This window comes from Pseudomonas sp. GD04058 (genome assembly GCF_029836855.1).
GTDB classification, from domain to species: Bacteria; Pseudomonadota; Gammaproteobacteria; order Pseudomonadales; family Pseudomonadaceae; genus Aquipseudomonas; species Aquipseudomonas bharatica.
The window spans coordinates 35,965-48,749 of record NZ_JAOECN010000014.1 but is presented as its reverse complement, the minus strand read 5'-3'; the positions used below and the strand labels follow the sequence as shown (position 1 = coordinate 48,749).

At 64.5% G+C, this 12,785-nt stretch carries 14 protein-coding genes and 1 pseudogene; 10 read left to right on the top strand and 5 right to left on the bottom strand.

What is annotated here, in order from left to right; genetic code table 11:
* The first annotated feature begins 280 nt into the window (after positions 1 to 280).
* Positions 281 to 1,675 carry an argininosuccinate lyase gene (argH, locus tag N7650_RS13990; protein WP_009395695.1) on the top strand — a complete coding sequence of 465 codons (1,395 nt, stop codon included), beginning with the start codon at positions 281 to 283 and terminating at the stop codon, positions 1,673 to 1,675.
* Between the two features lie 118 nt (positions 1,676 to 1,793).
* On the opposite strand, the gene N7650_RS13985 is transcribed toward argH, so the two are convergent.
* Positions 1,794 to 2,462 (bottom strand): glutathione S-transferase, encoded by a 669-nt coding sequence (locus N7650_RS13985; protein WP_279898709.1) that lies wholly within the window; start codon positions 2,460 to 2,462, stop codon positions 1,794 to 1,796.
* A gap of 147 nt (positions 2,463 to 2,609) precedes the next feature.
* Between N7650_RS13985 and N7650_RS13980 the strand changes: the two genes are divergently transcribed.
* The 3 genes from N7650_RS13980 to N7650_RS13970 all read left to right on the top strand — a co-directional run bounded on the left by N7650_RS13980 (position 2,610) and on the right by N7650_RS13970 (position 6,255).
* Positions 2,610 to 2,894 carry a hypothetical protein gene (locus N7650_RS13980; protein ID WP_009395700.1) on the top strand — a complete coding sequence of 95 codons (285 nt, stop codon included), beginning with the start codon at positions 2,610 to 2,612 and terminating at the stop codon, positions 2,892 to 2,894.
* An 83-nt stretch (positions 2,895 to 2,977) separates the two neighbouring features.
* Complete coding sequence (locus N7650_RS13975) at positions 2,978 to 3,223, top strand: TIGR02647 family protein (protein WP_009395701.1); 246 nt, start codon at positions 2,978 to 2,980, stop codon at positions 3,221 to 3,223.
* Between the two features lie 176 nt (positions 3,224 to 3,399).
* Positions 3,400 to 6,255 carry a class I adenylate cyclase gene (locus tag N7650_RS13970; protein WP_279898707.1) on the top strand — a complete coding sequence of 952 codons (2,856 nt, stop codon included), beginning with the start codon at positions 3,400 to 3,402 and terminating at the stop codon, positions 6,253 to 6,255.
* Here the strand turns inward: N7650_RS13970 and rnk are convergent, their stop codons facing one another.
* The 3 genes from rnk to cyaY form a co-directional block, all read right to left on the bottom strand.
* Positions 6,256 to 6,666 carry a nucleoside diphosphate kinase regulator gene (rnk, locus tag N7650_RS13965; protein WP_009395703.1) on the bottom strand — a complete coding sequence of 137 codons (411 nt, stop codon included), beginning with the start codon at positions 6,664 to 6,666 and terminating at the stop codon, positions 6,256 to 6,258.
* Positions 6,667 to 6,867: 201 nt separating this feature from the next.
* Positions 6,868 to 7,089, bottom strand: a complete 222-nt coding sequence (locus tag N7650_RS13960) for a DUF1289 domain-containing protein (RefSeq protein WP_009395704.1) — start codon at positions 7,087 to 7,089, stop codon at positions 6,868 to 6,870.
* Between the two features lies 1 nt (position 7,090).
* A complete protein-coding gene (gene cyaY, locus N7650_RS13955) occupies positions 7,091 to 7,423 on the bottom strand; it encodes an iron donor protein CyaY (protein ID WP_009395705.1) in 333 nt (110 codons plus the stop codon).
* A gap of 185 nt (positions 7,424 to 7,608) precedes the next feature.
* On the opposite strand from cyaY, the pseudogene N7650_RS13950 reads away from it, so the two are divergent.
* The 6 genes and pseudogenes from N7650_RS13950 to N7650_RS13925 all read left to right on the top strand — a co-directional run.
* Positions 7,609 to 7,743: pseudogene (locus tag N7650_RS13950) on the top strand (lipoprotein); the annotation flags it as partial.
* Between the two features lie 12 nt (positions 7,744 to 7,755).
* Positions 7,756 to 9,003 (top strand): diaminopimelate decarboxylase, encoded by a 1,248-nt coding sequence (gene lysA, locus N7650_RS13945; protein ID WP_009395707.1) that lies wholly within the window; start codon positions 7,756 to 7,758, stop codon positions 9,001 to 9,003.
* A gap of 4 nt (positions 9,004 to 9,007) precedes the next feature.
* Positions 9,008 to 9,838: a diaminopimelate epimerase gene (dapF, locus tag N7650_RS13940; protein WP_009395709.1), complete on the top strand. Its 831-nt coding sequence runs from the start codon at positions 9,008 to 9,010 to the stop codon at positions 9,836 to 9,838.
* Positions 9,839 to 9,851: 13 nt separating this feature from the next.
* Positions 9,852 to 10,589, top strand: coding sequence for a DUF484 family protein (locus N7650_RS13935; RefSeq protein ID WP_009395711.1), 738 nt, complete (start codon positions 9,852 to 9,854; stop codon positions 10,587 to 10,589).
* Complete coding sequence (xerC, locus tag N7650_RS13930) at positions 10,590 to 11,489, top strand: tyrosine recombinase XerC (protein ID WP_064301074.1); 900 nt, start codon at positions 10,590 to 10,592, stop codon at positions 11,487 to 11,489. It abuts the gene before it with no gap.
* A complete protein-coding gene (locus N7650_RS13925) occupies positions 11,486 to 12,181 on the top strand; it encodes an HAD-IA family hydrolase (protein WP_009395715.1) in 696 nt (231 codons plus the stop codon). Before xerC ends, N7650_RS13925 begins: the two co-directional genes overlap by 4 nt.
* Before the next feature lie 197 nt (positions 12,182 to 12,378).
* Here N7650_RS13925 and sutA read toward each other — a convergent pair whose 3' ends face one another.
* Positions 12,379 to 12,702 (bottom strand): transcriptional regulator SutA, encoded by a 324-nt coding sequence (gene sutA, locus N7650_RS13920; protein ID WP_009395717.1) that lies wholly within the window; start codon positions 12,700 to 12,702, stop codon positions 12,379 to 12,381.
* Positions 12,703 to 12,785: the final 83 nt, after the last annotated feature.

Sequence of the window (12,785 nt, the reverse complement as noted above, 5' to 3'; positions counted from 1 at the left end):
TCTCGCACAAGGCATACGTGGACAATCACGGTGACAGGCCGTCACGGCGACCCACGCTCTGACTCGCACGATGGCTAAAGATTCACTGGTCGACAGCAAACAATGCCGATCCTCTGTCCAACTGTAGACGGTTGCCGCAACACTGCCGTTCAATCGTTGAATATCCCCCGCCAGCGCGACATAAACCCGCACTTGTACCGACCGCCGAGCCCCGTGGCGGCCGGCAACCCTGTTATCATCCGCACACTTTTTCCCGTTCACGCCTTCAACGAGCGAATCCATGAGCACTGACAAGACCAACCAGTCCTGGGGCGGCCGCTTCAGTGAACCCGTCGACGCCTTCGTCGCCCGCTTCACCGCCTCCGTCACCTTCGACCAGCGCCTGTACCGCCACGACATCATGGGTTCGATCGCCCACGCCACCATGCTGGCGAAGGTCGGCGTGCTCACCGACGCCGAGCGCGACAGCATCATCGACGGCCTGAAGACCATCCAGTCCGAGATCGAGGCCGGCAACTTCGACTGGCGCGTCGACCTGGAAGACGTGCACATGAACATCGAGGCACGCCTGACCGACCGCATCGGCATCACCGGCAAGAAACTGCACACCGGCCGCAGCCGCAACGACCAGGTGGCTACCGATATCCGCCTGTGGCTGCGTGACGAGATCGACCTGATCCTCGGCGAGATCACCCGCCTACAGCAGGGCCTGCTGGAACAGGCCGAGCGCGAGGCGGAAACCGTCATGCCCGGCTTCACCCACCTGCAGACCGCCCAGCCGGTAACCTTCGGCCACCACCTGCTGGCCTGGTTCGAAATGCTCAGCCGCGACTACGAGCGCCTGGTGGATTGCCGCAAGCGTACCAACCGCATGCCCCTGGGCAGTGCCGCCCTGGCCGGTACCACCTACCCCATCGACCGCGAGCTGACTTGCCAGTTGCTGGGCTTCGAAGCCGTGGCCGGCAACTCGCTGGATGGCGTCTCCGATCGCGATTTCGCCATCGAGTTCTGCGCTGCGGCCAGCGTGGCGATGATGCACCTGTCGCGCTTCTCCGAAGAGCTGGTGCTGTGGACCAGCGCACAGTTCCAGTTCATCGACCTGCCTGACCGGTTCTGTACCGGCAGCTCGATCATGCCGCAGAAGAAGAACCCTGACGTGCCGGAGCTGGTACGCGGCAAGACCGGCCGGGTGTTCGGCGCCCTGACCGGCCTGCTGACCCTGATGAAGGGGCAGCCACTGGCCTATAACAAGGACAACCAGGAAGACAAGGAACCGCTGTTCGACGCCGCCGACACCCTGCGCGACTCGTTGCGGGCCTTCGCCGACATGATCCCGGCGATCAAGCCGCGTCATGCGGTGATGCGCGAAGCGGCCCTGCGCGGCTTCTCCACCGCCACCGACCTGGCCGATTACCTGGTGCGCCGCGGCCTGCCGTTCCGTGACTGCCACGAGATCGTCGGCCATGCGGTGAAATATGGCGTTGATACCGGCAAGGACCTGGCCGAAATGAGCCTGGAAGAACTGCGCCAGTTCAGCGACCAGATCGATCAGGACGTGTTCGCCGTGCTGACCCTGGAAGGTTCGGTCAACGCGCGCAACCACATTGGTGGGACCGCTCCGGCGCAGGTTCGCGCTGCGGTAGCACGCGGCAAGGCCCTGCTGGCCAGCCGCTAAGTACACTGGCCCCTTGTGGGAGCTGGCTTGTCGGACCGCCGAACCGCAGCGATAACTATGGTGAATTCACTACAGCTATCGCTGGCAAGCCAGCTCCCACAGGGTCCTGTATTCTTCCTTATTGCTGACTACGCGCCTTCACCACCTTCTCCAGGAAGGTCGGGAACATCGCCGCCTTCGCTTCATTGATCGCCGCCACGTGCGGGTTCTGCCCGATCAGTTCCAGCAGCGCTACCGCCTGCGGGAAGTCTTCCAGTACATCCACGCCATATACCTTCCTGCCCACCACCCGGGCCAGATCGACGCTGAAGAAGAAATACAGGTCCGCCACGGTGAAGCGTTCACCTGCCACATAAGGCGCGAACACCCCATTGCGCTTGAGGGTTGCCAGCCCAGCCAGCAGCTCCGGCCAGGCCTTGGCCTTGAGCGGTTCCGGTACTTCGGCGCCAAAGAAGGACTGCGGGTAGAACACGCGGGCGGTCAACTCGATGTACAGCTCGATTTCCTTGACCAGTTCCCAGACCTTGGCCCGGGCGAAAGGCTCGGCCGGCAGCAGCGGCTTGCCGCCTTGGGTCTGCTCGATATAGTCGAGGATGATGTCGGTCTCGCTGAGGAAACCCTGTTCGGTCTCAAGCACCGGGACCTTGCCGCGCGGGCTGATCTTCAGCGAATCCGGAACCTGGCCGCCAAAGAACAGCACTTCTTCGAAGGGCAGGCCTTTTTCCAGCAGCGCCAGTTTGACCATGTTGTAGTAGTTGCTGACCGCGAATCCATGAAGCTTGAGCATGAGGAACAGCCTCCAGGCCGTAAGGGGTTGGCCGCGCTGTTATAGCCGCAACGCCAGGCGACTGACCAGCATCATGCGGACGGCAGATACCCCGGCATTGCCGGCAAGGCCGTGGCACACTGGCTCCCTTGTCCCAAGGAGCACACCATGAGCGACCACGAGATCGACCACGACGACGATGAAGCATTCGCCGAATCGACCCTGATCCAGGCCATTGAAAACCAGCTTGAAAGCGGCGAGCCGCCGGCCGCCCAGGCCGTGTTCAACAAGCTGACCCTGGTGGGCTATGAGCGCGATGACATCCTCAACCTGATGGCCCACGTGCTGGCGATAGAGATCGATGCCATGCTCGGCGAAGACCGCCCGTTCAACGCCGAGTGGTACGAAACCGCGTTGCGCGCCCTGCCGGAGCTGCCGCCCGAGAAGGAATAAGGCAAACCCAGGCAAGGCGACTACACTGCAAGACCAGGCATCCGCAGAGGTGCCGCCCTCCTTTTCTTGAAGTCGGAGTATCTATGTCGTTCACCCCCGAGCTGGTTGCCGAACTGGAAATTCTCGCGCTGTTCAACCTGGACAGCACTCAGGAAGGACTCAAGGTCCATGCCACTGCCGCCCCGCAAACCATTGCCGCGGCAAAACGCCTTTATGAAAAGAAACTGATCGACCAGCCCGACGGCGGCTACCTGACGCAGCTTGGCCATGATGCTGCGGAAGCCACCCAACAACTGTTGACCATCCTGAACGTCGCCGAGCCCGCCTGATACAGCCCGCCAACGGCCAAGCCCGTCGCCTTTGCAACGGGCTTGCCACGACAGATTCGGCGGCGCCGACAAACGGCGCTGGAAAAATGACGTCAAAAATCAAATAGCGCTTATCGCTGTACTCCGACTGCGGCTAAACTCGCCCCTGCCTCCACGACGGCTGGTTTGAGCTTGCGATGAATCTTCCTCACGAAATCCGCCCTGATCTCGACCAGGGTATCGACCGCAAGGTCCTCGGCCAGTTGCGCAAGCGCTTCATGGACCTCAACCAGGGTCGCCTGACCCGCGCCATGGAAGGGCTGTCCAGCCGTCAGCAACAGGTGCTGACCCTGTTGCCGCTGTTCTTTCACGTCAATCATCCGCTGTTGCCGGGCTATGTGTCCGGCAATACCCTGGCCGGTGTCTCCGCCTACGAGCCGGGCCCGCAGGTGCTGGCCGAGGCCCAGCGCCTGACCCGATCGTTTTCCTACAAGGCCAGGCGTGGTGAACGGCAACAGCCGATCCACGGCCTGTTCCTGATGGGCAGCCTGGGCACCCTGGCCCAGGCCGAACAGAGCGACATGGATATCTGGGTCTGCCACGCGCCCGATGCGGACGAGGCGGCCCTGGCCGAGCTGCGCAGGAAATGCCAGCTGCTGGAAGCCTGGGCCGCCAGCCAGGGTGCCGAGGCGCACCTGTTCCTGATCGAGCCAGGCCAGTTCGTGCGCGGCGAGCGCGACAGCCGCCTGAGTTCCGACAACTGTGGCACCACCCAGCATTACCTGCTGCTCGACGAGTTCTACCGCACCGCGATCTGGCTCGCCGGGCGCACACCGCTGTGGTGGCTGGTGCCGGTCTATGAGGAAAGCAATTACGCGCAGTACACCGAGACCCTGCTGTCCAAGCGCTTCGTGCGCAGCGAAGAGGTGCTGGACCTCGGCAACCTGGCGCAAATCCCGCCCGGTGAGTTCGTCGGCGCCGGGCTGTGGCAGTTGTACAAGGGGATCGAGTCACCCTACAAATCGGTGCTCAAGCTATTGCTGACCGAGGTCTACGCCAGCGAACACCCCGACGTGCGCTGCCTGAGCCTGCACTTCAAGCAGGCCGTGTTCGCCAACATCCTCGATATCGACGAGCTGGACCCGTACATGATGGTCTACCGCCGCATCGAGCAGTACCTGCAACGGCGCAACGAAACCCAGCGCCTGGAGCTGGTACGACGCAGCCTGTACCTGAAGGTCAACCGCAAGATCAGCCAGATGGCCCGGCAAAAACCCAACTGGCAGAGCGAGCTGCTGCAGCGCCTGACGCACGAGTGGGGCTGGGACGAACGCCAGTTGGCCCTGCTCGACAGCCGCAGCCAATGGAAAGTGCGCCAGGTGGCGGCCGAACGCCGGGTGCTGGTCGCCGAGCTGAACCACAGCTATCGCTTCCTCGACCAGTTCGCCCGCAATCTCGGCGCTACCGCGCGCATCGACCAGCGTGACCTGAACATCCTCGGCCGGCGCCTGTATGCCGCCTTCGAGCGTCGCGCCGGCAAGGTCGAGTTCGTCAACCCGGGCGTGGCGCCGGACCTGGCCGAAGACACCCTGACGCTGGTCAACTCGCCGGACCGCAAGGAGCCGGGCCAGACCCACTGGGGCCTGTACAACGGCAACCTGGCCGTGCACGAATGGGAGCAGTTCACCCCGATCAAGCGCAGCCGCGACCTTCTCGACCTGCTGGCCTGGGCCCATCGCAACGGCGTGATCGACAGCGCCACGCGCCTGGCCCTGCATCCGGGCAGCAGCGACCTGAGCGAGTACGAGCTGTTCAACCTGATCGGCAGCCTGCAACAGAGCGTGATGCTGCCATTGAGCACGGTCAGCGACGCGCGCTTGCTGCGCCCGAGCGTGGCCGACGAGGTACTGCTGCTGGTCAACGTAGGCGTCGACCCGCTACGCCATCACCGCGACCTGAACATCCTGATGACCACCGAGCGCACCGATTCGCTGAGCTACGCCGGGGTCAGGGAAAACCTGGTCCTCACCCTGGACCAGGTGACCCTCAACAGCTGGAACGAGGTCCAGGTGCTGCGCTACGACGGCGAGCATGCGCTGTTGCGCTGCCTGCGCGACTACCTCAACAGCCTCGACCACAGCCCCGTGGAAGCCCCGCACCGGCCAAGGCTGCGGGTGCGCAGTTTCTGCCACAACCGCGCCCTGGCCATCGCCCAGCGGGTCGAGGAAGTGTTCGTCACCGCCCAGGCCCTGTTCGACCAGCGCCTGGACTACCGCTACCTGATCCAGGTACAGCAGCATACCCACGTGCTGGAACTGTTCGCCGGCGGGGTGAACCTGGTCTCGGTGGACAGCCAGGCCGCGCTGCTGGCGTACCTCGGCGAAGAACGCCACGGCTACAGCCCGTTGGCCCTGGACGGCAATGTACTGGAGGAGCACGACCTGGCGCTGGTCCTGCCGCTGGGCCAGCCGCAGTGCGTGCAGGTGTTCTACCGGGTGCAGGACACCTGGGCGGACGTCTACGTGCTGGACGAATACAACGCCCTGTGGCAACAGCGCCTGCCCTTCCATGATGAAAGCAGCCTGCTCCTGCCGTTGCAGCGCTTCCTGCAATCGGTGGTGTTCCGCCGCAATGCGCGGCTGCCGATGGACGAGCAACAGGCCCATCCACTGGACACCCTGTATTACCGGATATTGCCCTTGGGCAGCGGCCGAGCGCGGCAGGTCGAGCCGTGGCAGGCGCCGGAGCTGGCCTTCGACCTGCCCTACTACGAAGTACAGGCAATCATCCAAGCCGCCGCGGACGACGCCATGCACGTCACCCTGTACTGCAACCAGAAGGAGTTTTCCGAGCTGGATCACGGCGACCAGCTATACGCCGTGGTCGCCCGCGAGATCATCGAGCAGCGCCGCGATGCGCAGCGCTATCGCTGCTACATCACCGACCTGGATCTCTCCGACCTGCTTGCCGACGGCCAGGGTTCGAGCATCCTGTACCTGCGCTACAAGCAGGAACTGGAGCGCGTGCTCAACCAGGCCCTGGCGGCGGTCTGATCAGAGATCGAAGTCGCCCGCCGCTTCCGGCTGGTATTCGACTTCCAGCAGCTTGAGCTTGAGGGTCTTGCCGCCGGGCGCCGGCCAGTCGATCTGCTCGCCCACCGACAGGCCGAGCAGCGCGCAGCCGATTGGCGCGAGGATCGACACGTTGCCTTCCTTGCCGGCGTCCTGCGGGTAGACCAGGGTCAGGTGATAGTCCTTGCCGCTGGCTTCCTCGCGACAATGCACGCGGGAATTCATGGTCACCACACCTGCCGGCACCTCATCGTGGCCCACCACCTGAGCAGCGCGATCCAGCTCGCCCTGCAGGGCCAGGACGCCCGGCGCGTTCTCGTCGAGGCTGTCGATCAGGCGCTCCAGACGCTGCACGTCCAGGCGGGTGAGGGTAAGGGAAGGTTTGGTGCTCATGATCCGTTCAGACTCCTTTTGGTAGATCGCATAAAGCAAAACCCCGCCCAAGGGCGGGGTTTTCGAATGTTCGGCAGATGGCCGGTGTGAGACTGACACTAACACAGCCCAGCAATTTCTCAAGACCTCATCGCTGGCGTGCACCGCCGGACCTGTGGGAGCTGGCTTGCCAGCGATGAGGCCAGCAAAAGCCCCACAGACTCAGGAGCCAGTCGCAGCCAGCCGCCGCGCACTCGCCTCGGCACAGATCTCCCGCCGCCGCTGGTCATCCGCCGAACGCCACTCGCGAATATGCTCCACATGGCGGAAACAGCCGATGCACACCCGCGCCTCATCCAGGCGGCAGGTGCTGATGCAGGGCGACTTCACCGCCGGGCTCACATTGCTGTACAGCGGCTTGGGTGGCCGGATTTCGCTGCTCACCTCAGATCTCTTCGAAATCGAGTTTTTCGCCGGCACGCTCCCAGACGATGCGCTCCAGCATCTCGCCCAGCAGCTCCTCGGTCTTCTCGCAGACCCACTTGCCGCTTTCTTCGTCGTAGTCGAAGTGGAAGCCACCCGAGCGGTCGGCCAGCCATAGCTGGCGCAGCGGCTCCTGGCGGCTGAAGATCAGTTGGGCGCCGTTGTCGAACTTGACGGTCAGCACACCGGCCGAATTTTCCATGTCCAGGTCCAGGTCGCTCTCATCGAACAGGTCTTCCAGTGCCTGTTGGGTCGCGTCTACCAGATCGTGAAAACGCGCTTCGCTCAAACTCATTGCAGGAACCTCGAAAAATGTCTGCTCAACACGCAAGCCGGGCAAGATACGAGCGCCGCGCCGCGAATGCAAAGACAAACGCCAGGCCCGGCACGTGCCGCCCGACGGCTGGCCGGCTACATAGGCAAGGCGCCGGACGCTCGGTATACTCCGGCGCAATACTGCTTAAATCAAAGGATTTCGCCATGAAGCGCCTGATTTCCTCCCTCGCGGCGCTCGTCGCGGTTGCCTGCCTTGTCTCCGCCTGCGGCCAGAAAGGCCCGCTGTACCTTCCTGATGACAGCAAGGACGGCAAGAAGTCGCAATCGCACCAGCACCAGTAAGGGAACCCGATGGACGCTTTCAACTACCGCGACGGCGAGCTGTTCGCGGAAGGTGTAGGCCTGTCGGTCCTTGCCGAACGTTTCGGCACGCCGACCTACGTGTATTCCCGCGCTCATATCGAGGCCCAGTACCGTAGCTACACCGATGCCCTGCAGGGCACCTCGCACCTGGTCTGCTTCGCGGTCAAGGCCAACTCCAACCTGGGCGTGCTGAACGTCCTGGCGCGCCTCGGCGCGGGCTTCGACATCGTTTCCGGCGGCGAGCTGGAGCGTGTCCTGGCTGCAGGCGGCCGCGCCGACCGCGTGGTCTTTTCCGGTGTCGGCAAGACCCGCGCAGACATGCGCCGCGCCCTCGAGGTCGGCGTGCACTGCTTCAACGTCGAGTCCACCGAAGAGCTCGAGCGCCTGGCCCAGGTCGCCGCCGAAATGGGCGTGCGCGCCCCGGTGTCGCTGCGGGTCAACCCGGATGTCGACGCCGGCACCCACCCGTATATCTCCACCGGCCTGAAAGAGAACAAGTTCGGCATCGCCATCGCCGATGCCGAAGAGGTCTACATCCGCGCCGCACAGCTGCCGAGCCTGGACGTGGTCGGGGTGGACTGCCACATCGGGTCGCAACTGACTTCGCTGGAACCGTTCCTCGACGCCCTCGACCGCATCCTGATGCTGGTCGATCGCCTTGGCGATTGCGGCATCCTGCTCCAGCACCTGGACCTCGGCGGCGGCCTCGGCGTGCGCTATCGCGATGAAGAGCCGCCTTTGGCCGGCGACTACATCAAGGCTGTGCGCGAGCGCCTCGGCGACCGCGACCTGGCCCTGGTCTTCGAACCGGGCCGGCACATCGTGGCCAACGCCGGCGTGCTGCTGACCCGCGTGGAATACCTCAAGCACACCGAACACAAGGATTTCGCCATCGTCGACGCGGCGATGAACGACCTGATCCGCCCGGCGCTGTACCAGGCCTGGATGGACATCAGCGCCGTGCGACCACGCGCCGGCGAACCACGCCATTACGACGTGGTCGGGCCGATCTGCGAGACCGGCGACTTCCTTGCCAAGGACCGCGCCCTGAACCTGGCCGAAGGCGATCTGCTGGCCGTTCGCTCCGCGGGCGCCTATGGTTTCGTCATGAGCTCCAACTACAACACCCGTGGCCGCTGCGCCGAAGTGCTGGTCGATGGCGACCGGGCCTTCGAAGTGCGCCGCCGCGAGACCGTAGCCGAGCTGTTCGCCGGCGAAAGCCTGCTGCCGGAGTGACACGATGCTTTTGCGTTTTACCAAGATGCACGGCCTGGGCAACGACTTCATGGTCCTCGACCTGGTCAGCCAGCACGCGCACATCCTGCCCAAGCACGCCAGGCAATGGGGCGATCGCCATACCGGCGTGGGCTTCGACCAGCTGCTGATCGTCGAGGCGCCGAGCAACCCGGAAGTGGATTTCCGCTACCGCATCTTCAATGCCGACGGCTCCGAAGTGGAGCAATGCGGCAACGGCGCGCGCTGCTTCGCCCGCTTCGTCCTCGACAAACGCCTGACCGCGAAGAAACGCATCCGCGTGGAAACCAAAGGCGGCATCATCGAGCTGGACGTGCGCAACGACGGGCAGATCTGCGTCGACATGGGCCCACCGCGCCTGGCCCCGACGGAAATCCCGTTCCAGGCGCCGGCCCAGGCCTTGAGCTACCCCCTGGAAGTCGGCGGGCAGACCGTCGAGCTGGCGGCCGTGTCGATGGGCAATCCCCACGCCGTATTGCGCGTCGATGACGTCAACAACGCACCGGTCCACGATCTCGGCCCGCAGATCGAAAACCACCCGCGCTTCCCGCAGCGGGTCAACGTCGGTTTCCTCCAGGTCGTCGACCGTCACCGCGCCCAGTTGCGCGTCTGGGAGCGCGGCGCCGGGGAAACCCAGGCCTGCGGTACCGGCGCCTGTGCTGCCGCAGTGGCCGCCATCAGCCAGGGCTGGATGGACTCGCCGCTGCTGATCGACCTGCCCGGCGGACGCCTGTCCATCGAGTGGGGCGGCCCGGGCAAACCGGTGCTGATGACCGGCCCGGCGGTGCGGGTCTACGAAGGACAGGTTCGTCTATGAGTGAGTGCCAGCCATGACCGATCAGCCCCAGGCGCCAGCCGCGGAACCCGACGACAACCTCGTGGAGGGCTCCACGCCCGACGTCGGGGCCGAGGCCGTGGCCGCTTACCTGCGCGCCCATCCCACGTTCTTTGCCGAACATGACGAGCTGCTGCTGGAACTGCAGATTCCCCACCAGCGCGGCGACAGCGTCTCGCTGGTGGAACGCCAGCTCAAGCTGCTGCGCGACCGCAACATCGAAATGCGCCACCGTCTTTCGCACCTGATGGATGTCGCCCGCGACAACGACCGGTTGTTCGAGAAGACCCGCCGCCTGATTCTCGACCTGCTCGACGCCGACAGCCTGGAAACCGTGGTCATGGCCGTGGAAGACCGGCTGCGCCAGGACTTCCAGGTGCCCTTCGTCAGCCTCATCCTGTTCGGCGAAAATGCCGCGCCGGTAGGCCGCTGGGTTCCGGCCAGCGAAGCCCAGCAGGCCATCGGCGGCTTGCTGTGTGGCGGCAAGACCGTGAGCGGCAACCTGCGCGACCACGAGCTGGACTTCCTGTTTGGCGAGGCACAGCGCAAGGAAGTCGGCTCCAGCGCGGTGGCGGCCCTGGAAAACCAGGGACTGCACGGCGTCCTGGCGATCGGCAGCCGCGATCCGCACCACTACAAGAGCACCGTCGGAACCCTGTTCCTCGGCTACATCGCCGAAGTGCTCGGTCGCGTCGTACCACGCCTGACCCAGACCCTGCGCCCGGTACGCTGAATGGAGCGCCAGCTGGAGGCGTTCTGCAACCATCTGCGCAGCGAGCGGCAGATGTCGGAGCACACCCGGCTGGCCTACCGACGCGACCTCGACAGCGTCCTGGCCTTCTGCGCCACGGTGGGTATCACCGAGTGGAAAGCCTTGCAGATCCAGCATCTGCGTCAGTTCATCGCGCGCCGGCACCATCAGGGCCAGTCGTCCCGCAGCCTGGCCCGCCTGCTTTCGGCGGTACGCGGTTTCTACCGATACCTCAACCGCGAGGGCCTCTGCGAGCACGACCCGGCCAACGGGCTCTCTGCGCCCAAAGGCGAGCGGCGCCTGCCGCGCACGCTGGATACAGACCGGGCCCTGCAACTGCTGGAAGGCGGTGTCGAAGACGATTTCCTCGCCCGTCGCGACCAGGCGATCCTGGAGTTGTTCTATTCCTCGGGCCTGCGCTTGTCGGAGCTGACCAGCCTCGACCTGGAGCAGCTCGACCTGCCGGCAGGGCTGGTCCAGGTGCATGGCAAGGGCAGCAAGACCCGCGTCCTGCCGGTGGGGCGCAAGGCTCGCGAGGCACTGGAACACTGGCTGGCCCTGCGCGCGCTGAGCAACCCCAAGGACAGTGCCGTCTTCGTCAGCCAGCAGGGCCGGCGCCTGGGGCCTCGGGCCATCCAGCTACGGGTAAAGGCTGCAGGTGAGCGGGAGCTGGGCCAGAACCTGCATCCGCATATGCTCCGGCACTCCTTCGCCAGCCACCTGCTGGAATCGTCCCAGGACCTGCGTGCCGTCCAGGAGATGCTCGGCCACGCCGACATCAAGACTACCCAGATCTACACCCACCTCGATTTCCAGCACCTTGCCGCGGTCTACGACAGCGCGCATCCTCGTGCCAAACGCAGTAAGGGCGACGACTCATGAGTATCCAGCTGATTACCTTCGACCTTGACGACACCCTGTGGGATACCGCGCCGGTGATCGTCAGTGCCGAAGCGGTTCTGCGCGACTGGCTGGCGGCCAATGCGCCAAGCCTCGGCGCAGTGCCGGTGGAACACCTGTACGCCATTCGCGAGCGGGTGGTGCAGGCCGAGCCAAGCCTCAGGCACCGCATCAGCGCCCTGCGCCGGCGCGTGCTGTTCCATGCGTTGGAAGAGGTGGGCTACAGCAAGCACAAGGCCCGCGAGCTGGCCAACGAAGGCTTCGAAGTGTTCCTGCACGCACGCCATCAGATCGAAGTCTTCCCCGAGGTGCAGCCGGTGCTGGAACTGCTGCGTCGCCACTACACCCTGGGCGTGGTCACCAACGGCAACGCCGACGTGCGGCGCTTGGGCCTGGCGGATTACTTCAAGTTTGCGCTCTGCGCCGAGGACCTGGGGATCGGCAAGCCGGATCCGGCGCCGTTTCTCGAAGCGCTGCGCCAGGGTGAGGCGGCTGCCGGGGCGGCCGTGCATATCGGCGATCATCCCGGCGATGACATTGCCGGGGCCCAGCGCGCCGGCCTGCGAGCGGTGTGGTTCAACCCGCAGGGCAAGGCGTGGGAAGCGGATGGCAAGCCGGATGCGGAAATCCAGCGTCTGTCGCAACTACCGGACGTCCTCGCCCGCTGGCGCTGACCTCTCCATGAGCCTTTGCAAAAACCCTGTGGGAGCTGGCTTGCCAGCGATTGCGTAAGCCCGGACAACATCGCTGTCATGGCCGGCCTCATCGCTGGCAAGTCGGACCGCCGCACCGCAGCTCCCACAGGGTACGAGTCGCCCTTCAGGCATAAAAAAGCCCGCTGTGTAATGGCGGGCTTTTCGTTACGACGGTCTCAGATAGGACGACTGCCGTATTTGTTGTCAGGCTTCTTGGGCGGATCGGCGACCACGTTGGCCTCGACTTCCTGCACCTTGCCACCGCGCGCCAGGAACTCTTCCATGGCACGGGCAAGCGCGTCGCGCTCCTTCTGCTTGGCTTCCATGCTCGGCATCTCGTCGACCGAGACCGCTGCCTTGGATTTGCCCTTGGCCGCAGGGGCCGGGCTATCGTCGCCAGCGTCTTCGGCTACGTCATCGGCCGCCGCTTCGAGGCCTTCATCGCCCTCGTCTTCATCGCCTACTTCGAGGTCGTCATTTTCCAGATCGTCGTCGCTCATGTTCTACCTCATGACTTGCGAAAAGCAGATTAGTTATAGACCAGTCGCCGTAGAGGTTTACGACTGCTGGAGAAAGATCATCG